General features: G+C 67.9%; 19 protein-coding genes, 1 tRNA gene and 1 riboswitch. Of the genes, 13 read left to right on the forward strand and 7 right to left on the reverse strand.

Translation table 11 applies throughout. The annotated features are described in order from the left end of the window. The first annotated feature begins 4 nt into the window (after positions 1–4). Entirely contained in the window at positions 5–1084 is a 1080-nt protein-coding gene (gene pstA, locus MT346_RS10200; RefSeq protein ID WP_243562953.1) for a phosphate ABC transporter permease PstA, read from the forward strand. A gap of 31 nt (positions 1085–1115) precedes the next feature. Beyond that, positions 1116–1895, forward strand: coding sequence for a phosphate ABC transporter ATP-binding protein PstB (gene pstB / locus MT346_RS10205; protein WP_243562954.1), 780 nt, complete (start codon positions 1116–1118; stop codon positions 1893–1895). 291 nt (positions 1896–2186) lie between these two features. On the opposite strand, the gene MT346_RS10210 is transcribed toward pstB, so the two are convergent. From MT346_RS10210 to MT346_RS10220, 3 genes are all read right to left on the reverse strand, one after another. Next, the gene (locus MT346_RS10210; RefSeq protein ID WP_243562955.1) at positions 2187–3041 is read right to left on the reverse strand and encodes an anti-sigma factor domain-containing protein; all 855 of its coding nucleotides are present in this window, start codon (positions 3039–3041) and stop codon (positions 2187–2189) included. Next, a complete protein-coding gene (locus MT346_RS10215; RefSeq protein ID WP_243562956.1) occupies positions 3038–3637 on the reverse strand; it encodes a sigma-70 family RNA polymerase sigma factor in 600 nt (199 codons plus the stop codon). Before MT346_RS10215 ends, MT346_RS10210 begins: the two co-directional genes overlap by 4 nt. Before the next feature lie 509 nt (positions 3638–4146). After that, positions 4147–4776 carry a DNA-directed RNA polymerase subunit beta gene (locus MT346_RS10220; protein WP_243562957.1) on the reverse strand — a complete coding sequence of 210 codons (630 nt, stop codon included), beginning with the start codon at positions 4774–4776 and terminating at the stop codon, positions 4147–4149. A 62-nt stretch (positions 4777–4838) separates the two neighbouring features. Between MT346_RS10220 and MT346_RS10225 the strand changes: the two genes are divergently transcribed. The 3 genes from MT346_RS10225 to MT346_RS10235 all read left to right on the forward strand — a co-directional run bounded on the left by MT346_RS10225 (position 4839) and on the right by MT346_RS10235 (position 9282). Next, positions 4839–4911: transfer RNA gene (locus tag MT346_RS10225), tRNA-Lys, on the forward strand. A gap of 526 nt (positions 4912–5437) precedes the next feature. Then, entirely contained in the window at positions 5438–8722 is a 3285-nt protein-coding gene (locus tag MT346_RS10230) for an NACHT domain-containing NTPase (protein ID WP_243562958.1), read from the forward strand. 239 nt (positions 8723–8961) lie between these two features. Further along, positions 8962–9282, forward strand: coding sequence for a hypothetical protein (locus MT346_RS10235; protein WP_243562959.1), 321 nt, complete (start codon positions 8962–8964; stop codon positions 9280–9282). Positions 9283–9291: 9 nt separating this feature from the next. Here MT346_RS10235 and MT346_RS10240 read toward each other — a convergent pair whose 3' ends face one another. Both MT346_RS10240 and MT346_RS10245 read right to left on the reverse strand, forming a co-directional pair. Continuing rightward, positions 9292–10227: an aldose 1-epimerase family protein gene (locus MT346_RS10240; RefSeq protein ID WP_243562960.1), complete on the reverse strand. Its 936-nt coding sequence runs from the start codon at positions 10225–10227 to the stop codon at positions 9292–9294. After that, positions 10224–11069, reverse strand: coding sequence for a DeoR/GlpR family DNA-binding transcription regulator (locus tag MT346_RS10245; protein WP_243562961.1), 846 nt, complete (start codon positions 11067–11069; stop codon positions 10224–10226). Before MT346_RS10245 ends, MT346_RS10240 begins: the two co-directional genes overlap by 4 nt. A gap of 64 nt (positions 11070–11133) precedes the next feature. Between MT346_RS10245 and galT the strand changes: the two genes are divergently transcribed. Together galT and galK are read left to right on the forward strand one after the other, a co-directional pair. Beyond that, positions 11134–12231: a galactose-1-phosphate uridylyltransferase gene (gene galT / locus MT346_RS10250; RefSeq protein ID WP_243562962.1), complete on the forward strand. Its 1098-nt coding sequence runs from the start codon at positions 11134–11136 to the stop codon at positions 12229–12231. Then, positions 12228–13361 carry a galactokinase gene (gene galK / locus MT346_RS10255; protein WP_243562963.1) on the forward strand — a complete coding sequence of 378 codons (1134 nt, stop codon included), beginning with the start codon at positions 12228–12230 and terminating at the stop codon, positions 13359–13361. Before galT ends, galK begins: the two co-directional genes overlap by 4 nt. Before the next feature lie 201 nt (positions 13362–13562). On the opposite strand, the gene MT346_RS10260 is transcribed toward galK, so the two are convergent. Then, on the reverse strand, positions 13563–14492 hold the full coding sequence (locus MT346_RS10260; RefSeq protein WP_243562964.1) for a tetrahydrofolate dehydrogenase/cyclohydrolase catalytic domain-containing protein: 930 nt from the start codon (positions 14490–14492) through the stop codon (positions 13563–13565). Then, a complete protein-coding gene (gene glyA, locus MT346_RS10265) occupies positions 14489–15757 on the reverse strand; it encodes a serine hydroxymethyltransferase (protein WP_308221889.1) in 1269 nt (422 codons plus the stop codon). Before glyA ends, MT346_RS10260 begins: the two co-directional genes overlap by 4 nt. A gap of 122 nt (positions 15758–15879) precedes the next feature. Beyond that, positions 15880–15966: riboswitch (ZMP/ZTP riboswitch) on the reverse strand. Positions 15967–16002: 36 nt separating this feature from the next. Here glyA and clpS point away from each other — a divergent pair. The 6 genes from clpS (at position 16003) to purU (ending at position 20756) form a co-directional block, all read left to right on the forward strand. Continuing rightward, a complete protein-coding gene (clpS, locus tag MT346_RS10270) occupies positions 16003–16314 on the forward strand; it encodes an ATP-dependent Clp protease adapter ClpS (protein WP_243562965.1) in 312 nt (103 codons plus the stop codon). A gap of 43 nt (positions 16315–16357) precedes the next feature. After that, positions 16358–16834 (forward strand): DUF2017 family protein, encoded by a 477-nt coding sequence (locus MT346_RS10275; protein WP_243562966.1) that lies wholly within the window; start codon positions 16358–16360, stop codon positions 16832–16834. Continuing rightward, entirely contained in the window at positions 16831–17760 is a 930-nt protein-coding gene (locus MT346_RS18405) for a GNAT family N-acetyltransferase (RefSeq protein ID WP_243562967.1), read from the forward strand. Before MT346_RS10275 ends, MT346_RS18405 begins: the two co-directional genes overlap by 4 nt. 51 nt (positions 17761–17811) lie before the next feature. Then, entirely contained in the window at positions 17812–18231 is a 420-nt protein-coding gene (locus tag MT346_RS10285; protein WP_243562968.1) for a MarR family winged helix-turn-helix transcriptional regulator, read from the forward strand. A 138-nt stretch (positions 18232–18369) separates the two neighbouring features. Beyond that, positions 18370–19683, forward strand: a complete 1314-nt coding sequence (locus tag MT346_RS10290; protein ID WP_279396947.1) for an MFS transporter — start codon at positions 18370–18372, stop codon at positions 19681–19683. A gap of 212 nt (positions 19684–19895) precedes the next feature. Next, positions 19896–20756, forward strand: coding sequence for a formyltetrahydrofolate deformylase (gene purU / locus MT346_RS10295; RefSeq protein ID WP_243562970.1), 861 nt, complete (start codon positions 19896–19898; stop codon positions 20754–20756). Positions 20757–20761: the final 5 nt, after the last annotated feature.

The following is a 20761-nucleotide window of genomic DNA, read 5'->3' on the forward strand; positions in this document are numbered from 1 at the left end:
CCCGATGTCCCTCGCACTCCGTCAGTCCGCCGGCAACGTCTTCGCCAACGGCAAGCTGCACAAGTCCGTCCCGTGGTTGCTGCTCGGCGGCAGCTGGGTCGTCCTGGCGCTCGTCTTCGCCCTGCTCAACGCGGGCGGCGCCGTCAAGGACTTCAACGTCGTCGCCGCGCTGTTCCTGGGCACGGTCCTGTTCGACGTCCTGATCGTCGTCGTCTCCCGCATCGTCGAGGGTGGCCGCAAGGCCGTCGACCGGCTGGTCACCTCGCTGGTCATCACGGCGTTCGTGATCGCGGTCCTGCCGCTGGTCTCGCTGCTGTACACCGTGCTGGCGGACGGCCTCGCACGCTTCGACGTCGCGTTCTTCTCGTACTCGATGCGCGGCGTCATCTCGACCGGTGGTGGTGCGCTGCACGCCCTGGTCGGCACCATCGAGATCACGCTCTTCGCGGCGGTGATCAGCGTCCCGATCGGTCTGCTCACCTCGATCTACCTGGTCGAGTACGGCACCGGCGCGCTCGCCCGCGGCATCACGTTCTTCGTCGACGTGATGACGGGCATCCCCTCGATCGTCGCCGGTCTGTTCGCGTACTCGCTGTTCGCGCTGTTCCTCGGCCCGGGCGCCCGCTTCGGCCTGGTCGGCTCGGTGGCCCTGGCGGTGCTGATGATCCCGATCATCGTGCGCTCCACCGAAGAGGTCCTGAAGATCGTCCCGATGGAACTCCGCGAAGCGTCCTACGCCCTCGGTGTGCCGAAGTGGCTGACGATCGTGAAGATCGTCCTGCCGACGTCACTCGCCGGCATCACCACGGGTGTCATGCTCGCCATCGCCCGCGTCATCGGTGAGACCGCTCCGCTGCTGGTCACCGCGGGCTTCACGTCGAGCATGAACTACGACCTGTTCGGCAACCCGATGATGACCCTGCCGGTGTTCGCGTACACGCAGTACTCGCAGCAGGGCGCCAACCCGGTGCCGTTCGTCGACCGGGCCTGGACCGCCGCGCTCGTGCTCATCCTGATCGTGATGCTGCTGAACCTGCTGGCCCGCTTCATCACCCGCCTCTTCGCCCCCAAGCTCTCGCGCTAGCGCGAGTCACCCGAACACAGTAAGGATCACCGTGTCCAAGCGCATCGAGGTCGACGGCCTCAACGTCTACTACTCGAAGTTCCGCGCCGTCGAGGGCGTCGACATGATCATCGAGCCCCGCACGGTCACGGCCTTCATCGGCCCGTCCGGCTGCGGCAAGTCGACCTTCCTCCGCACGCTCAACCGCATGCACGAGGTCATCCCCGGCGCCTACGTCGAGGGCTCGGTCAAGGTGGACGGCGACGACCTGTACGCCCCGGGCGTCGACCCGGTCATCGTCCGCCGTCAGGTCGGCATGGTGTTCCAGCGCCCGAACCCGTTCCCCACGATGTCCATCAAGGACAACGTGCTGGCCGGCGTCAAGCTCAACAACAAGCGCATCAGCCGCTCGGAGTCCGAGGACATCGTCGAGCGTTCGCTGCAGGGTGCGAACCTGTGGAACGAGGTCAAGGACCGCCTGGACAAGCCCGGCATGGGCCTGTCCGGTGGGCAGCAGCAGCGTCTGTGCATCGCCCGCGCCATCGCCGTGCAGCCCGACGTGCTGCTGATGGACGAGCCCTGCTCGGCGCTCGACCCGATCTCGACGCTGGCCATCGAGGACCTGATCGGTGAGCTCAAGAAGGACTTCACGATCGTCATCGTGACGCACAACATGCAGCAGGCCTCGCGCGTCAGCGACCGCACCGCGTTCTTCAACATCGCGGGCACGGGCGCGCCGGGCAAGCTCATCGAGTACGACGACACCGCGACGATGTTCTCGAACCCGTCCGTCCAGGCCACCGAGGACTACGTCTCGGGTCGCTTCGGTTGATCGGCGCCCGGTCCGTCTGCTGACGGACCGCCTGGAGGCCCGGTGCACGTCCGTCACGGACCGCACCGGGCCTCCCGTGGTTGCGGCCGCCATCTCGGGCGACGAGTCCGACGTCGTACGACAACGTTCCTGTCACCCCACCGGCAGGCCGCGCCGCCCGCGACAAGTCCGACGTCGTACGACAACGTCCCTGTCGCCCCACCGGCAGGCCGCGCCGCCCAGAACCCCGCACGCGACGAAGCCGCTGTCGTGTGACAGCGGCTTCGTCGTACTGGTTCGTGCAGGAGCGGTCTACGCCGACCCGGTGGGGACCGCGACGATCGGCGTCGTCGTCGGCTGCTTCGACCCGCCCGCCGGCTCGACCGTGATGCCGATGGTCGCACCACTCGACTTCGAGCCACTCAGCACCGCCGAGCGCACGCCGCCGTCGACGTCGTTCATGAGACCGGCGGACTCGATCGTGCCACCGGAGCCGATGTACCAGAGCTCGTAGGTCTTGTCCTTCGGCGCGGCCTTGACACCGTCGAGGATCACGGCCGACTTGCCGAGCTGGTCCGACCACACGACCGTGGCCTTGCCACCGCCGGAGACCGAGGCGCTCTTGCGGGCGAAGTCGGGCGCTGCGTAGATCTGGTCGAGGCCCGATGCTGCCTGCGAGGTGCTCGGTCCGGGGCCGGATCCGGTGCCGAACAGGGCACCACCGGCACCGAGCCCGATCGAGACGCAGACCACACCGACCGCCGCGACGGCACCGAGGAACGCTGCCGGACGCTGGAACCACCGGCGGCGAGCCGCGGCACTGGCCGCACCCCCACCGGAGGTGACGGACGTGACCGAGGCGAGTGGGGCCTCCTGGACGGGTTCGGACGGTTCGGCGACGTGCCGGGCCGGAGCGGCCGGAGCCGCGGGCGCCTGCGGCGTCGTCTGGATCGCGGCCATCAGCGAGGCCTTGAGCGAAGCGGGCGGTGCGACGGACTCGACCGCGTAGGCCAGGGCCCGGGCGGTCTCGGCGAGCGAGTCGGCCTCGGCACGCAGGTCGGGGGATTCGGCGAGGGCGGCCTCGAACTCGCGGCGCTCGTCCTCGGACAGGGCGTCAGTGGCCCAGGAGCCGGTCAGCAGTGCGGGGTCGTCGTGTCGTTGGGTCATGACGTCACCCCCATCTCGTCGCGCAGACGGATCATCCCGTCGCGGAGACGGGTCTTCACGGTGCCGATCGGCACCCCGAGCATCTCGGCCATCTCGCTGTGCGAGTAGCCGCCGTAGTAGGACAGTTGGACTGCCTGGCGCTGGAACTCGGTCAGACGACCGAGGGCGCGACTGACCCGCTCGTGTTCGATGCGGATCTCGACCGATTCGGACACCTGGTCGAACCCGGACTCGAAGTCACGGATGCCGATCTTGGTGTCGCGGTCACGGGAGGACTGTGCGGCACGGACCCGGTCGACGGCACGGCGGTGGGCCATGGTGAGGACCCAGCTGGACGCGCTGCCGCGGGCGGTGTCGAACTTGGCGGCCTGTTGCCAGACCTCGAGGAAGACCTCTTGCGCGACCTCTTCGGACTGTGCACGATCCCGCAGGAGTCGGGTGATGAGTCCGAGGACGCGGCCGGCGAGCTCGTCGTAGAGCTCGGAGAAGGCCTGCTGGTCGCCTTGGGCGACTCGGAGGAGGAGGGCGTCGGCGGACACGGGAGGCGGCTCGGTCGAGCTCCAACGGTCCGTGTCGCGTTCCACGATGGCAAGCATTGCAGGTTTCCCTCCTTCCTGTTCTCGGGTGGTCCGGTGAACGCCTGGCGATCCGCCGTGTGTCCGTCGGGAACTGGGTGGGACGAGGGTCCCGCACGACTCGCAGGGAATTACTCCGACCGGGCGGGTCGGGTCGAGTCGCACGGGATGACCCTCGCCGTGTGACGACCCATGGGACCGTCGCACAGTGATGATTCGGTGCCCTTGCCCAGTCGGTTTGCTCGGCCTGGCGGATCGGGCGCGGACGGCCACGCCCGGCCGGGTCGGTGTCCACCGTGAGTGAACACGGCAGCGCACTCGGGATCGATCTCGTAGACTCGTGTTCGCCGGGCCGCAGCAAGCCCCGGGCTCCAAAATTCGCCGCTTCGAGCGGCCTCGCGCCGAGAGGCGCTTCTGCGGCCCGGCGCTTCTTTAGCCGGATGCGTCTGCCACTGGCTCCCAGCGCGTCGCCGCTGTCGGACTGGAGGGTCGGTGCCGGCCCGTCTGCCGGCTCGCGCTCCGCCTGCTGCTCAGTCCAGAGCGTCGCGACGCCAGAGCGCCGCCGCGGCCGACAGGTCCTCGGCCAGCTCCGCCAGCCGGAACGCGCGGACCGTCAGCACGCTCGCGCGTTCCTCGGCCGTCAGGTCCGAGTCGTCGGCGACGCTCGTCGCCCCGGCGGCCGCCAGTCGGCAGAACGCGGCGCCGCGGTCGAGGGCCACCGCGAAGTCGCCCGTGTACAGCCCGTGCAGGATGCTGTCCGCCAGCGACAGGATCTCGGCCGGGCCCGTCGGCTGCTCGGCGCCCGCGACGGCCTGGTCGATCGTGCCGATGCGCTCCGTGCCCCGCGTGAAGAAGTACGCGATCTCGTCCGGGTTCTGCCGGATCACCGTGCGCATCAGGTAGATCCGCCACAGCGCACCGGGCAGCGTGTGCGCTCCGACGCGGGCCCACAGCTCGGCGACGGCCTCGATGCCGTGCACGTCCGTGTAGGTGACCAGGCGCTCGACGACCTGCGGGTCCGGGTCCTGGCGCACGCGGTGCAGCAGCGCGTTGGCGGTCTCGTGCGCGACGCGGTTCACCAGCGCCGGGTCCTCGCCGCCCTGCAGCGCGGCGAACTCGGCGTCGGTGAAGTGGACGGGACGGTGGTGATCGCGAGGCACCGCAGCAGTGTAGGCGGCACCGGTGACGTTCCCGGTGCCGCGGCCGGTAGCCTTGCGGGTGAGGGCCTCTAGCTCAGTTGGTAGAGCACCGGACTTTTAATCCGAGGGTCGTGGGTTCGAGCCCCACGGGGCCCACCTACGCCGAGAGGAAGACCCGAGACGACGAGGCCTGACACCTGAGCAGAGTTTGGTGGCCTACGACCTCTGCGTCAACAGGAACGTTCAGCTCGCCGTTAGAGGACAAGAACAGATCGACCGCCCTTCACCGCACGCAATCGGCTGGCGCACGTCACATGGAGACAAAAATCTCCCTCCGGTGTAGCTCCCAGGTGGACACGGACCTCGACTCGCTTGACACCGCCTTGCGACGGTTCTTGGCCAATCGCGACGAGTTTGCCGAGACCATCCCCTCCTGAGAGCACCTCCGCGCAAGGAGCCCAACTGTCGCACGTCCGCCAAAACGCATGCGCTGTCGCTCTCTCATAAACCCGTCGAGCTTCACTCGCTGCCGCGCGACTCTCGATGTTGGTGGCCTCTCTCTGCGCGCCACCTTCACAGGGACCGCCGTAGGCTTTAGGCTTGCACGCGCTGCTCCTTGGGTGGCGCCGCGGCCTACTAGGCGACACTGCAACGGAGCAGACCGTGTTTTCGCGACGCGAACATGACTGAAAGTTTGATGATGAGCGCATTCGGTTTTTCACTTGCGGCTGTCGCCGCGAAGACGGTTTACAGCATCTGGTCATCAGGATCCGTTTCGTCAGACACGCCAAACGGACTAATCGACGTCGTTTCTGCAAGCCTCGCGAACACGCGTGATCAGCGGGCAGCGACTCGACAGATATCAAGCTTGACAGAGGCCATCTACGACAATCTCGAACCGTTGATCGCACATGAACTAAGCAACCTCGATCCTGCTGAGACGCTGGCGATTATCGAGTCTGTTCAGACTACCATTGACTTGAAAGTCGCAGACGCGAAAGCAATCGTTTCCGCTGGCTTAGACGCTGATCTTCTCGAAAAGATGGTGAAGCCAGACGCGCAGGATATCGCAGGGCTTGGACTTTCCGATCCAGGGGCTGCGCTCTACGATCTGCTGTTGTCAGAGACCTGTGCCTACGTGATACAAATTGCTGCAAGCCTACCGGGATTTGAAACAGAAGCCGCCCGCGAAATCCTGAGACGGGAAGCAGCACTCATGGAACGTGCGACGGAAATGCTACAGGCTCTACCGAAATCACCAGTACCCCATTCCTGGGGCACTGGTGACGAGAGCGCACGGTTTGAGACAAAGTATCTTCGTAAAGTGGCCGTAATTGCAGACCGACTCGAACTTTTCGGCGTCTCTTCGCCCACTGCCCGACGGCCATATGCCCTTTCAGTTGCATACATATCGCTGAGCATCAGCTCGAACGTTGAACACAGATCTCCCGCCCCAACTTTCGAAGAAAGCGACACAGAAAGCACTCGGGCGAATAATTACTTCGATTCACATGATCAAGTTCTGCTCCTTGGTGACGCCGGCAGTGGAAAGACAACGCTACTGCGTTGGCTCGCGAGCACTGCGACGCGTAGGTCAGCTTCCCCCGGAGGCACTGCCACCTGGCACAATCGCGTCCCGTTTATTATCCCACTCCGGCAGTTTCTTGACAAGCCACTGCCAACTCCCGCGGAATACGTTTCGCTGACGGCTCCCAACATGGCAGACGTCTGTCCTCGTGGATGGGCGCATAATATTCTCGAATCCGGTCGGGGTGCTCTTCTTGTCGATGGCCTTGATGAGTTACCAGTCGAGCGACGAGACGAGGTGCTGGCCTGGATTACTGAGATCGACGCTGACTTCCCAGGTAATGCCATTCTCGTCACTTCGCGTGGAGCTGCGATCGAGAACAACTTGTGGAAAGACCAGTCATTACTCGAGTGCGCGTCGCTTCAACAGATGGAGCTGGGTGACATTCAGTCATTTGTCAACCATTGGCATGACGCTATGTCAGAAGTAGTGACCAGCGACGAACAGGTCGCACTAAAGGATGCGAACAGCGGGATGTTGAACGTCATCCGCACCCGCTCCAATATTCGCAACCTAAGTCAGACACCGCTGCTTTGCGCTTTGATGTGTGCCTTACATCTTGAGAACGCAGCGAGTCTTCCTAACGACCGCATGAGTCTCTATCGAACTGCACTTGAAATGCTCGTGATGAAACGAGACAACGATCGTAAGCTTGCGAGAACTGACGACCAGCTGACGCTATCTGATCGATTGATACTGCTCAAGCAGCTCGCGCTCTGGATGCATGAGAATGGCTATGCCGAGATCCGCATCGCTGACTACAGGGCATCCATCGCAAGAACGCTTCCCGCACTCAGCAAGACTGGTTGGGGAGTGGATGAAACCGCGCAATTCTTGCTCGAGCGCTGCGGAGTGCTGCGCGAGCCCTCCCCGCGAACTGTCGACTTCATTCATCGCTCTTTCCTTGAATACCTCGCTGCATCAGCTGAAGTAGATGATGACTCGATCGCAAAGTTATTGCTACACGCAACTGAAGAGCCGTGGCGCGAGGTGATTATCCTTGCGAATGGACATGCCAATAACGCTCAACGAAACAGCTTATTGACGGGCCTCCTCAAACGCGGGTGGGAAAACTCGTCCGAGCGTCATATCTTGTTTTTGCTCGCCGTGGCTTGCCTTCAAACTGCCCCCTATCTAGAACTATCGATTCGTGAACAATTGCAGAAGGCGCTGAATGAAGTGGTGCCTCCAACAAATATGGGTGAAGCGAGCGCCGTCGCTGCTGCGGGCGACTCGGCAGCACCCCTTTTAAAGAGGCGAAACCTGAAGGTGATGGAAGCCGTCGCGAGCGTGCGTGCGCTCTCACTAATTGGGTCAGTCGAAGCGCTGGAGGCCTTGAAGAGTTATAGGCGAGAACATCGCGTCACTGTCATTCGCCAGCTCATCCGGGCATGGCCAGCTTTCGAAACTGAAGCTTACGCTCGTGAGGTTCTAATCGAAAGTCCCTTTATTCGAGGGCATTACGCGGTGACAGAGCTCGATCAACTGCCATTTCTCCGGCTGTTTGACCACCTAGAAACTATCGAGGTTGCGCCCGATACACGCCTCGAGAGCTGGACGCCGCTTGATTGCTTGAATGGCGATAGCCGGGTCACTTCCTTGACTCTTCCTTCCGTGACTTGGATGGAAGATCTCAGAGACGTCCCTGTCTTGCCAGCACTTGGTCGCCTATTCTCCCCGGGCAGCATGTATCTTGAGTCGCTCAAAGGGATCGAGAAGTTCGAGTCGCTTGAAGAGATTCACCTAGTCGCTTTGAATCTTCACACTATTGATTCGTTGAATACGCTCGAAAAACTACGGATAGTCGATCTGACTAGCCTGTCACTGCGCAGTTTGGACCAGATTCGTAACCTTCGCTCTCCATTGGAACTCCTTGATTTGAGTGTCGGATCCTCTTTCTCCTCCTTCGGCGACAGCATTAGCGCACGCAAGCTTGTCGTAAGGCGTATCGGTGGGAATCCGCAGCGTGAACTTGGCGCAATCGATGTGTCCGCATTGGCGTCCTCACCGCGTATCCGCGAGCTGACGCTATTTGGTCTGCGCCTCCCGCCGGTCGTTCATCTTCCGCCAAACATTGAAACGCTCTACATTGATCAGACAGACACGACTTACCTTAAGTCGTCGTCTCTTAAGTCCCTTGTACTGCACGGCCCCCTTACCGAGGCGGCTATCCGTCTCGTGGAGAACTCGCCCTTGCTCGATGAGATTCGATTTGCTGGGTCGGCTCGTCGCGAGGACCACCGAGAGATTCTAGAGCGGTTTGCGGGGCGATCAGGCCTGAAGATTTCCTTCTTTTCGTTCACCAATCGAGCACCGTTAGAGGTATCCGGATTTGAAGTCGAACGCGATAGGTTCCTGACGACTTATTGCGCCGTCTAGCGCGGCTCCCATTCGGTTCGGGAGGTACGGAAGTCGACGCGGTCTAAAATAAACCACGATCAGGTGCGACGTTTGGCATCTCGAGGGGGACAAGTCGTCCCCAGGATCCTCATGGCGTTCCCACTGCACAGCGCAGCTTCCCCACAGCGCTCTGGTGGGATGCCGCCGATAGTGTCACTTCCGGATCGACCGAGGTCCTTCCACTTGCACCATCCGCACCAGAACGAACGGGGTACACCGTGATCGAGCACATCGACGCACCGCAGTCCAGCACCACCGGGGACGCACGCCGGTTCGTCGAACTCGCCGCCGCGACCAACACGACGATGAGCGACCAGCTCCTGTTGGACACACTCCGTCGGAACGCGCACGTCACGACCCGCCACATCCGCAAGGACTTCACCGAGGTCGCCACCGCCTCGGCCGTGCTCGGCTACGTGTGCCGGCAGCGCAAGCAGTTCATCGCCCTGCGCGGGGACGACCCGGCGTGGGCACAGGAGATCGGCCGCTACGACTCCGAGTCACTCGCGGTCGAAGCCCTGCGCATGCGCCGCCGCTGACCCGGCCGATCAGGACCAGACGCGCCGGATCCCCCACGAACCGGTCCAGGTCCCGTCGGGCTCGAGCCACCGCAGTCCCTCGCCGGAATTCAGGGCATCGGCGGGCGCGGTCATCGGTTCAACGGCAATGGCCAGGCCCTTGCGGTCGCCGCGGGGGAACTCGCGCGACGTGAACACCTGCACGTAGGGGAACGACGGGTCCTGCCAGAGCTGGACGCCGTCTCCTTCTGGCCCGTGGATCGTCGTCCGACGGATCCCATCGGCGTCCGGCGCGACGTCGGTGTACGCCGTGTCCAGGTCAGAGTCACCCGCGCGGCGCCCCTGCCGCAGGTCCTCGTCCGTGCCCTCGACCGGCCGGGAGCCGTTCGGGATCTTCCGGTCGTCGACGGTGAATGCGGTGGCGGCGTCGAGCGTCACGACGAGGTCCTCGGCCGGGGTGTCGCCGGCGCGCAGGTACGGGTGCGCCCCGACGGCGAACGGTGCGCGCACGCCGGAGCGGTTCGTGATCGTGTGGGTGATCCGGATGCCGTCGTCGACGAGCTCGTGGTGCACGCGGGTCTCGAGCGTGAACGGCCAACCATGCTGCGGGTGGACCGTGGCCGTCTGCTCGACGGACGACTCGGTCTGCGACACGACGCGGTAGGGCGAGAACCGGAGCAGGCCGTGCGAGGCGTTGCCGTACTTCGGTTCGGACACGTCCAGCTGCTGCTTCGCACCGTCCAGCTCCCACACTCCTCCGGCGACGCGGTTCGGCCACGGGACGAGCACGATGCCGTTCGCACCGGCGGGGGCCTCGGACGCCGGGAACGGCTCGGTCAGGTCGAAGCCCGCGACCCGGAGCTGCCGGATGCCGGCAGCGACCTCGGTCACGATCGCCTCGACGACCCCGTCCGGGCCGGCGTGGTGCAGGCGGTACTGGCCCCCGGTGGGTGCTGCTGCGGTCATGCGCTGTGGTTCCTTCCCGATGCGGTGCCGTCGTCGGCCACCACGACGGCGACCCCGGTGGCCCGCACCTGCTCGACGAGCTCCGCAGGTGCCTCCGCGGTGACGATGACGTCGATGTCCTGCAGGCCGCTGACGACCCCGACGTGGGCGCGCCCGAACTTCGAGCCGTCCACCACCACGACCGTACGCCCGGCCGCGGCGGCGAGCATCCGCTTGGCCGCGGTCTCGGGCAGGTTGACGTTCGTCAGGCCGTGCGCGACGTCGAGCCCGGTGCCCCCGAGGAACACCACGTCGGCCGCGATCATCGGCAGCACCGTGTCGTTGAAGGGCGCGACGAGCGAGTGCTGCAGGGGCCGGAGCGTGCCGCCGGTGACGATCACAGTGAAGCGCGGGACGGCGGGCTCGAGCGTGAGGGCTGTGGTCAGGGAGTTCGTGACGACGGTGACGTCGACCAGTTCGTGGCGGGCGACGAGTGCCTCGGCGACCGCTGCCGGGGTGGTGCCGACGTCGAGCAGGACGCACTCGCCGGAGCGGACGAGCGCTGCCGCAGCGCGGCCGATGGCGGCCTTGGCCACCTGCTGTTCGACCGCGGTCTCCTCGAACGGCCGCTCGGGGGAACCGGCTCCGGGACGGACCGCACCGCCGTGCACCCGCCGGACCCGGCCCTCCCGGTCGAGCACCGCGAGGTCCTGCCGGACCGTCACCTCGCTCGTTCCCGTCGCGGCGGCGAGCGCCGCGGTGCGCACCATGCCGGGTGCGCCGTCCACGATCCGGACGATGCGGTCCTGGCGCAGGGGCGCGGGCATCGTCCCGGCCAGGAACGAGAGGTCGTCATCGATCACGGGATCAGTTTCGCCTGCTTCCGATCACTTTCGCAATGCTTCGTCCTGCGGCTAGGATGCTCCGGTGATCACCAAGCGCGCGACGAAGCTCGCGGACGGCCGCGACCTCATCTACTTCGACGATGCGGACTCGCAGTTGCCTGCCGAGCGTCGCATCGACGAACGGACGCTCGACCCCCGACCGGTGACGGCGACCATGCGCCAGGACGTCCTGACCGGCGAGTGGGTCTCGATCGCCGCCAGCCGGCAGAACCGCGTGTTCCTGCCGCCGGCCGACCAAGACCCGCTCGCACCGCAGACGGCTGCCAACCCGTCCGAGATCCCGAGCCTGTACGACGTCGCCGTGTTCGAGAACCGGTCGCCGTCGTTCGGGCCCGCGCTCGACGCCGACGACGCCCCGGACTCACTCGACGCCCTGACCCGGGTCGGGCTGAACCGCACGTTCCGGTCGGTCGGCCGGTGCGAGGTCGTCTGCTTCTCCCCCGAGACGGCAGGGTCGTTCGCGTCGATCTCCGATTCACGGGCGCGCACCGTCGTCGAGGCCTGGGCCGACCGCACCGCTGCACTGTCCGCCATGCCGGGCATCCAGCAGGTGTTCCCGTTCGAGAACCGCGGCCAGGCGATCGGTGTCACGCTGCACCACCCGCACGGCCAGATCTACGCCTACCCCTACGTCACCCCCCGCACGCAACGCCTGCTCGACTCGATCGAGCGCTTCGGACCGGACCTGTTCGAGCAGCACCTGGCGAACGAGCGCGGCTCCGAACGCGTGGTGCTGGCGGGTGAGCACTTCACCGCGTTCGTGCCGTTCGCTGCACGGTGGCCGATCGAGATCCACATGCTGCCGCACCGGCACGTGGCGGACTTCGCCGGCCTGACCGACGCCGAGAAGGACGAGCTCGCGCACATGCACCTGCGGCTGACGCGGGGGCTCGACGCGCTGTACGGCGACCCCACGCCCTACATCGCGGCGTGGCACCAGGCCCCCGTGCACACCGCCCGCGACACCGTGCGGCTGATGCTGCAGATCACGTCGCCCCGTCGGGCGGCCGACAAGTTGAAGTTCCTGGCCGGCAGCGAAGCCGCCATGGGCGCCTGGATCGGGGACCTCGTCCCCGAGAAGGCGGCCGAGTTCATCCGAGGAGGGATCGAGCGCGCATGACGTTCCAGCAGGTGTTCGGGTACGAGCCGGCGGTGCGGTACTCCGCGCCGGGGCGGGTCAACCTGATCGGTGAGCACACCGACTACAACGAGGGCTACGTCCTGCCGTTCGCGATCGACCGACGCACGACCGCGTCCATCGCACAGCGCGACGACCGGACCATCCGGGTCGCGTCGGCGTTCGAGCCGGACGCCGTCCACGCGCTGTCCCTCGACGACCTGTCGCCGGAGCGCATGGACGGCTGGTCGGCGTACGTGTTCGGCATCGCCTGGGCGCTCCGCGAGCAGGGCGCCGACCTGACCGGCAGGTCCGGGTTCGACGTCTTCATCGAGTCCGACGTGCCCGTCGGCGCCGGGCTGTCGTCGAGCGCCGCGATCGAGTGCGGGGTGGCGCTGGCGTTCAACGACCTGTGGGAACTCGGCCTCGACCGCAAGCAGCTCGCCCGCGTCGGGCAGTACTCCGAGAACCACGCGGTCGGTGCTCCCACCGGGATCATGGACCAGTCCGCGTCGCTGCTCGGGGAGCGCGACGCCGTGGTGTTCCTCGACTGCCGCACGCTCGACACCGCGGTCGTCGACATGGCGCTGCAGGCCAACGGGCTCGAGGTCCTGGTGATGGACACCCGCGTCGAGCACGCGCACGCCACGGGCGGGTACAAGGCACGGCGGGACTCCTGTGAGCGCGGTGCGGCCGTGCTGGGCGTCGAGGCACTGCGTGACGTCTCCGTGGACGACCTGCCCCGGGCACAGGAGCTGCTCGACGACGAGACCTTCCGCCGCGTCCGGCACATCGTGACCGAGGACCAGCGAGTGCTCGACACCGTGCGGACCCTGCGCGAGCACGGCCCCCGCGCGATCGGCGACCTGCTCGTCGCGTCGCACGAGTCGATGCGCGACGACTTCGAGATCTCGGTGCCCGAGCTCGACCTTGCCGTCGCCACCGCGATGGCGCACGGAGCCGTCGGGGCACGCATGACCGGCGGCGGGTTCGGCGGCGCGGCGATCGCGCTCGTCGATGCCGCCCAGCGCGAGGCGATCGGTGCCGCGGTCGTGGCGGCGTTCGCCGAGGCCGGGTACCGCGAGCCGACCGTGTTCGTGGTGCACGCCGACCAGGGCGCCCGCCGAGACTGACCGCGCGTGCGGCGCCCGCGCGGCGCGGCGCCCGCCGAACCCCGGCGCCCGCCCGAACTCCGGCGCCGATTGCGTTCGCACAACCGAAAGCACCTCGCACCGCGGAATTCCGTGGTGCGAGGTGCTTTCGGTTGTGCGGACCCTGATGGTGCGGCCGCACGGCGCAGGCGCAGCAGCAGCCGCACCCGCACCCGCACCCGCTCAGTGCAGGTGGCGCTCGGCGGCCTCGACGACGTTCTTCATGAGCATCGCCCGGGTCATCGGCCCGACGCCGCCCGGTGTGGGCGACATGAACCCGGCGACCGACGCGACCGCGGGGTCGACGTCACCGTGCAGCTTCGCCTTGCCGGTGTCGGGGTTCACGACGCGGCTGATGCCGACGTCGATGACTGCTGCACCCGGCTTGACCCAGTCCGGCTTGACCAGTCCGGCGACGCCGGCCGCGGCGACGATGATGTCGGCGCGACGGCACTCGGCAGCGACGTCCTCGGTCAGGGAGTGGGTCAGCGTGGCCGTGGCCTCGAGCCGGGTGAGCAGCAGCCCGAGCGGACGTCCGACCGTCAGCCCCTGGCCGATGATCGTGACGTGCTGCCCGCGGATCGGGATGGCGTAGGCCTCGAGCATCGCCACGATGCCGCGCGGGGTGCACGGCAGCGGGGCGTCGATCGTGCCGGCGCCCCCCGGGACGGCCAGGACGAGCTCGCCGAGGTTGGTCGGGTGCAGGCCGTCGGCGTCCTTCGACGGGTTCATGAGCTCGAGCATCGGGATGGGGTCGATGCCCTGCGGCAGCGGGAGCTGCACGATGAACGCGGTGACCCGGGGGTCGTCGTTCATCTGCAGGATCGCCGACCGGATGTCCGCGGCGGATGCGGTCTCGGGCAGGTCGATGCGGATCGAGTCGAGCCCGATCTGCGCCGAGTCGCGGTGCTTGCCCGCGACGTACGACAGCGAGCCGGCGTTCTGCCCGACCAGGATGGTCCCGAGCCCGGGGCGGAACCCGTGGTCGTGCAGCCGGTCGATGCGGAGCTTGAGGTCGTCGAGCGTGCGGGCGGCCAGGGCGGTGCCGTCGATGCGGACGGCAGAGCCCTCGCCGGCCCACCGTTCGTGGACCAGCGCGGTGGTGTCGCTCACGCGTACAGCGGGAACGCGTCGGTCAGGGCCTTGACCCGGGCGGAGAGCGCCGCGACGTCCGGGTTCGGCATGAGGGTCAGCGCGATGATGTCCGCGACCTCGGTGAACTCGGCGTCGCTGAACCCGCGGGTGGCGAGCGCCGAGGTGCCGATGCGGACACCCGAGGTGACCATCGGCGGGCGCGGGTCGAACGGCACGGAGTTGCGGTTCACGGTGATGCCGACGTCGTGCAGCAGGTCTTCGGCCTGCTTGCCGTCGACCTCGGACTCGCGCAGGTCGACCAGCACCAGGTGCACGTCGGTGCCACCGGTCAGGACGTCGATGCCGGCCTGGCGTGCGTCGGCCTGCGTCAGGCGGGCTGCGAGCGCCTGGGCACCGCGGATGGTGCGCTCCTGCCGGTCCTTGAACTCGGGCGTCGCCGCGAGCAGGAACGCGGTGGCCTTGGCTGCGATGACGTGCATGAGCGGGCCACCCTGCTGCCCCGGGAACACGGCCGAGTTGAGCTTCTTGAACAGGGTCTCGTCGTTCGACAGGATCAGGCCGGAGCGCGGGCCGGCGAGGGTCTTGTGCACGGTGGTCGAGACGACGTGGGCGTGCGGGACGGGCGACGGGTGCAGACCGGCGGCGACGAGCCCGGCGAAGTGCGCCATGTCCACCCAGAGCTTGGCGCCGACCTCGTCCGCGATCTCGCGGAACTTCGCGAAGTCGAGCTGCCGCGGGTACGCCGACCAGCCGGCGATGATGACCTTGGGCTGGTGCTCGACGGCCTTGGCGCGGATGTCGTCGTAGTCGACCTGGAACGTGGTGGGGTCGACGCCGTAGGACACGGCGTTGTAGATGCGGCCCGAGAAGTTGAGCTTCATGCCGTGGGTCAGGTGCCCACCGTGGGCGAGCTCGAGGCCGAGGATGGTGTCGCCGGCCGATGCGATGGCGTGCAGCACGGCGGCGTTGGCGGTGGCGCCGGAGTGCGGCTGGACGTTGGCGTAGTCGGCGCCGAAGAGCTTCTTGGCGCGCTCGATGGCCAGCGACTCGGCGACGTCGACGTACTCGCAGCCGCCGTAGTAGCGCTTGCCGGGGTAGCCCTCGGCGTACTTGTTCGTCAGGACCGAGCCCTGCGACTCGAGCACCGCGCGCGGGACGAAGTTCTCCGACGCGATCATCTCGAGGAAGTCGCGCTGCCGGCCGAGCTCCTGTTGCAGCACCCGGGCGATCTCGGGGTCGACTTCGCTGAGCGGGGCGTTGAAGGCGGCTCGGGCTGCGGCGATGTCGGCAGCAGCAGAGGACACGGGGGCGTTGTCGATCGAGGACGACTCGAACGGGGACAGATCGGTGATGGACACGGGACTCCTTGGTGACGAGCCGGACGTGTCCGGCGGCGAGGATCGGTCGGCGTGGCCCAGGCGTACGGCCACGCACCGTGTCGAGTGTCGCTCCCTGATGGTGACCCATCCGACGCCAGTCGCGACCACACGATCGTACCGAGCCGCCCGGTCTGTGTCACCCTGGTTCCATGACCCTGTTGACGCCGTCCGTCGACGAGCGCACCGACGCCGACACGGACGAGCGCACCCGGCTGCGGCCCGACGTCCCGTGGGTGACGGTCGTGTGGGACGACCCGGTCAACCTGATGTCGTACGTCACGTACGTCTTCCAGAGCTACTTCGGGTTCCCCCGCGCGAAGGCCGAGCGGCTCATGCACCAGGTCGACGCCGAGGGCCGCGCGGTCGTCGCCACGGGCAACCGCGAGGCGATGGAACGACATGTGCAGGCCATGCACGGCTTCGGCCTGCAGGCGACCGTCGACCGGGCCCCCGAAGCATGACGAGCACACGTATGACGTGCGAACGCACGACCGGACACCGCGCATGATCCCGTTCGTCCGGCACCGCGACGGCGTCCACCTCGGCCTGGCCTCCGGCGAGCGCTCGCTGCTCACCAGCCTGGTCGACCAGCTGCGCGAGCTGCTCGACGGCGACCTGGACTCCGACCCCGTCACGCTGCGGATGTTCCCGGACGCCTACCCCGGCGACCGGCAGGCGAGCGCCGAGTTCCGCCGGTACACCCGTGACGACCTGCGGGACGCCAAGGCCGCGAACGCCGAGACCGTGCACGCCTGGCTGACCGGTGCGCGCGAGGGCGCGCTGACCCCGGCGGACGAGCAGTCCTGGCTGCGGTGCCTGACCGACCTGCGGCTGACGATCGCGGACCGGCTCGGCATCGTCGACGCCGACACCGAGGAAGCGACCCGTACCGCCGCCGACGGGGTCGGCCTGCGCGACGTCTACGACTGGCTCGGCTACGTGCAGGAACACCTGGTCACGACGATGACGAGCCACCGGTGACCGTCACGGTCCGTGCGTCCACCCCGGACGACCTGGAGGCCCTGCTCGCGTTCCGCACGTCGGACCCGGTCTCGTGGATCGGTCCGGACCGGTACCGGCAGGAGTCCGGCACGCGGAACTACCGCCCGGAGTGGTCGTTCCTGGCCGAACGCGACGGCCGGCCGGTCGGACGGGCCCTGTGGTGGGGCGGCCCGGACGCCGCGAAGCCGTCCACCCTGGACGACCTGATCGTGGACGTGCCCGACGACGAGCGGGTGTCCGTCGCCGCGGGGTTGATCCGTGCCGGCGCCCAGGCCTTCGGCACGGTGCCCGAATGGGTGATCGACGTCGCGGTCGACTGGCACGACGACCCATTGGCCGTCGCCGCGGTCGCGTGGCGTGAACGGGCGGGCCGGGCCGCGGGGCTCGTCCGGACCACCGAACGGGTGAGCGTCGTGTGGGAGCCGGGGACGGGCCTCCCGACCGCACACCCGGACGGCGACCTGGTCTTCCGGACCGGCGACGACGACGAGTTCCTCGACCTGTTCGCGCGCGTCACCGTCGGATCGCTCGATGCCCACACCCGTGCCACGGTCGCCGAGCTCGGTGCGCACGGCACCGCGGCGGACGACCTCGAGTTCTACCGGACCCTGCCGGGCCGACGCCAGGACTGGCGCATCGCCGAGGACGCCGACGGCCTGGTGGTCGGGTTCGTGTTGGCGACCCGCACCGCGTACGACGCCGCGATCAGCTACGTCGGCGTCCTGCCGCAGCACCGCGGCCGAGGCATCGTCGACGCACTGCTGGCCGAGGCGCTCCGCATCCACGCCGAGGCGGGCGAGCCGCGGGTGGTGGGGACGACGGACACCGACAACGTGCCGATGCGCCGGGCGTTCGAGCGGGCCGGCTTCACGGTGACGAAACGGCGGATCGTGCTCGAGGGCTGAACTCGGAAGGAAGCCTTGCAAGTTGGCCTGGTGAAGTAGTACCGTGACGGTATGGAATCGCACGTCGACCTCGCCGGCGACCTGCTCACGCTGCACGGCCGGATCCGACGGACCCTGCTGACGGGCAAGGCCGACCAGGTCACCGCCTCGCAGACCGCTGCACTCGGACGATTGCTGCGCCACGGCGAGTCCACCGTCGCCGAACTCGCGCGTGCCGAGGGCGTCCGGCCGCAGTCGATGGGCGCGACCGTGCAGGCGCTCGTCGACCTCGGGCTCGTCGGACGTCGACCCGACCCCGCCGACGGCCGACGCACGCTGGTCCGCGCCACCGACGACGGTTCGCGTGCCCGCGAGGACGCGTGGACGACCCGCACGCACGTGCTGGCCGAGCGCCTCGCCGCGCTGCCCGATGCCGACCGCGACACCGTCGCCCGCGCCATCGCGATCCTCACCCCCCTGACCGAGTCCTGACGGCACCGGCGCCCGGCCACCACCTGCGGAAGAAGCCCCCTCACGTCCACCTCCACGCGTCCCGTCCCCGTCGTCGCACCCGACACCGGCGGCAGCGGCTTCGGTCCGAAGCTGCTGATCCCGGTCCTGGTCGGCCCCCTGCTCAACCCGATCAACACCACGATGGTGTCGGTCGCCCTCGCGCCGATCTCACGCGACCTGGGGATCGGCGCCTCGCAGGCGATCTGGCTCGTGGCGGCGCTGTACCTGGCGAGCGCGATCGCCCAGCCGACGATGGGCAAGCTCGCCGACCGGTTCGGGCCGAAGAAGGTGTTCATGGCCGGGCTGGTGGTCGTCGGGATCGCCGGGGTCGTGCCCGAGGTGCTGACGGGCTTCGGCGGGGCGGTGTTCGCCCGCGTGCTCATCGGCATCGGCACCTCGTCGGCCTACCCCGCGGCGCTGACGACCCTGCGCCAGCACTCCCTGCGGATCGGCAAGCCCACCCCGCCGCTGGTGCTCGGCGCGCTGTCGATCACGTCGCTCGTGTCCGCCGCCGCGGGGCCGCCCCTGGGTGGAGCGCTCATCGCGGCGTTCGGCTGGCACGCGATCTTCCTGGTGAACGTCCCGCTGGCGGCGTTCGGCCTGGTCGTCGCCGGGCTCTGGCTGCCGTCCGACCGGCTCCGGCCCCGCAGCGACGCGGACGTCCCGGTCCTGACGGCGCTCGACCCGTTCGGCATGGCGCTCATGACCGGTACGGTGTCCGCGCTGCTGGTGTTCCTGCTCGACATCTCCGCCGGCCTGTGGTGGCTGCTCGGTGTCGCGGTCGTGCTGCTCGTCGCACTCGTGCTGTGGGAACTGCGCGCCACGAAGCCGTTCATCGACGTCCGGATGCTCGCGCGGAACGGGGCACTCAGCCGCACCTACGTCCGGCTGTTCCTGGTCTACATGCTCGCCTACACGATGACCTACGGTTTCTCGCAGTGGGTGCAGGACGTCGCCGGGTACTCCAGCGACCAGGCCGGGTACATCCAGCTCCCCGCGGCCGTCATCGCCGGCGTCGCGTCCTTCCTCATCGCCCGCAAGACCGCCGTGCGCGGGCCGCTCGTCGTCGCGGCGACGGTGCCGATCGTCGGCGGCCTGCTGCTGCTCGGGCTGCACACCGGGTCGCCGCTGGTGCTGCTCGCACTCGCTCCGGCGCTGTTCGGGATCCCCCAGGCCCTGGCGTCGGTGTCGAACCAGGCGGCGCTGTACCGGATCGTGCCGGCCGAGTCGATCGGCACCGCGGCCGGGCTCTCGCGCACCAGCGTGTACATCGGCGCGATCGCGGCATCGTCACTCATCGGCGGCGTGTTCGGGCAGGCTCCGACCACCGCCGGGCTGCACGTGCTCGGCTGGGTGATCGTCGGCATCGCGGTGCTGTTGAGCGTGTTGACGATCGCCGACCGCGCCCTCCGCGAGCGCCCCGCGGCCTGACGCCCGCTCGCCCGCGTGCCCGCGTGCCCGCACTCCGCGCATCGCACCCCCGGGCCGACATCGCGCCCCGTCCCCTGGGGGCGCAACGTCCGCAGCGGGGTGCGATGCGGCCCCGCCGGTGCCAACCCGGCCGCACCACCCGCCGGGCCCCCGCCCGCCTGCCGGGTCCGCGCCGGGCCTCCCGTCCGGTCCCGCCCCGGTAGCCTGAACCCGTGACCGACAGCACCGCGACGCACTGGACCCTGACCCTGGTGTGCGACGACCAGCCCGGCATCGTGCACGCCGTGTCCGGCGCGGTGGTGCAGGCGCACGGCAACATCACCGAGTCGCAGCAGTTCTCGAGCCACGACACGAACACGTTCTTCATGCGCCTGCAGGTCATGGCCCCGGTCGACCGTGCGACGTTCGAGCAGGCCCTCGCGCCCGTCGTCGAGCGGTACGGCATGCGCGTGCAACTCGACGTGGTCGGCCGGCCGATGCGCACCCTGGTGCTCGTGTCCAAGGCGGGGCACTGCCTGAACGACCTGCTCTACCGGCAGCGCAGCGGCCAGCTGCCCATCGACGTGCCGCTCGTGCTGTCGAACCACACCGACCTGTCCGAGCTGGCGGCGTTCTACTCGGTGCCGTTCGAGCACCGTCCGGTCACCGATGCCGACAGCAAGCAGGCGATGGAGCAGCGCATCCTCGACGCGGTACAGGAACACGACATCGAGCTCGTCGTCCTGGCGCGCTACATGCAGATCCTGTCGCCGGAGCTCTGCGCCGCCCTGCAGGGTCGTGCGGTGAACATCCACCACTCGTTCCTGCCGGGCTTCAAGGGTGCGAACCCCTACCGGCAGGCGCATGCCCGCGGTGTGAAGCTCATCGGTGCGACGGCGCACTTCGTCACGAGCGACCTGGACGAGGGCCCGATCATCGAGCAGAACGTCGTCCGTGTCGACCACACCAAGGACCCGTCCGAACTGGTCTCGATCGGCCAGGACGAGGAGTCCCGCACGCTCACCCAGGCGGTGCGCTGGATCGCCGAGGACCGCGTCCTGGTCGACGGCGCCCGCACGATCATCTTCAAGTAGGCACC

Source organism: Curtobacterium sp. VKM Ac-2922 (assembly GCF_022815645.1).
Taxonomy (GTDB): domain Bacteria; phylum Actinomycetota; class Actinomycetes; order Actinomycetales; family Microbacteriaceae; genus Curtobacterium.

Bases quoted from the DNA above. Each gene is read 5' to 3' on its own strand.
- pstA (WP_243562953.1), top strand. From the start codon at position 5: ATGTCCCTCGCACTCCGTCAGTCCGCCGGCAACGTCTTCGCCAACGGC.
- MT346_RS10210 (WP_243562955.1), bottom strand. From the start codon at position 3,041: ATGACCCAACGACACGACGACCCCGCACTGCTGACCGGCTCCTGGGCC.
- MT346_RS10215 (WP_243562956.1), bottom strand. From the start codon at position 3,637: ATGCTTGCCATCGTGGAACGCGACACGGACCGTTGGAGCTCGACCGAG.
- MT346_RS10230 (WP_243562958.1), top strand. From the start codon at position 5,438: ATGACTGAAAGTTTGATGATGAGCGCATTCGGTTTTTCACTTGCGGCT.
- MT346_RS10240 (WP_243562960.1), bottom strand. From the start codon at position 10,227: ATGACCGCAGCAGCACCCACCGGGGGCCAGTACCGCCTGCACCACGCC.
- galK (WP_243562963.1), top strand. From the start codon at position 12,228: ATGACGTTCCAGCAGGTGTTCGGGTACGAGCCGGCGGTGCGGTACTCC.
- clpS (WP_243562965.1), top strand. From the start codon at position 16,003: ATGACCCTGTTGACGCCGTCCGTCGACGAGCGCACCGACGCCGACACG.
- MT346_RS10275 (WP_243562966.1), top strand. From the start codon at position 16,358: ATGATCCCGTTCGTCCGGCACCGCGACGGCGTCCACCTCGGCCTGGCC.
- MT346_RS10285 (WP_243562968.1), top strand. From the start codon at position 17,812: ATGGAATCGCACGTCGACCTCGCCGGCGACCTGCTCACGCTGCACGGC.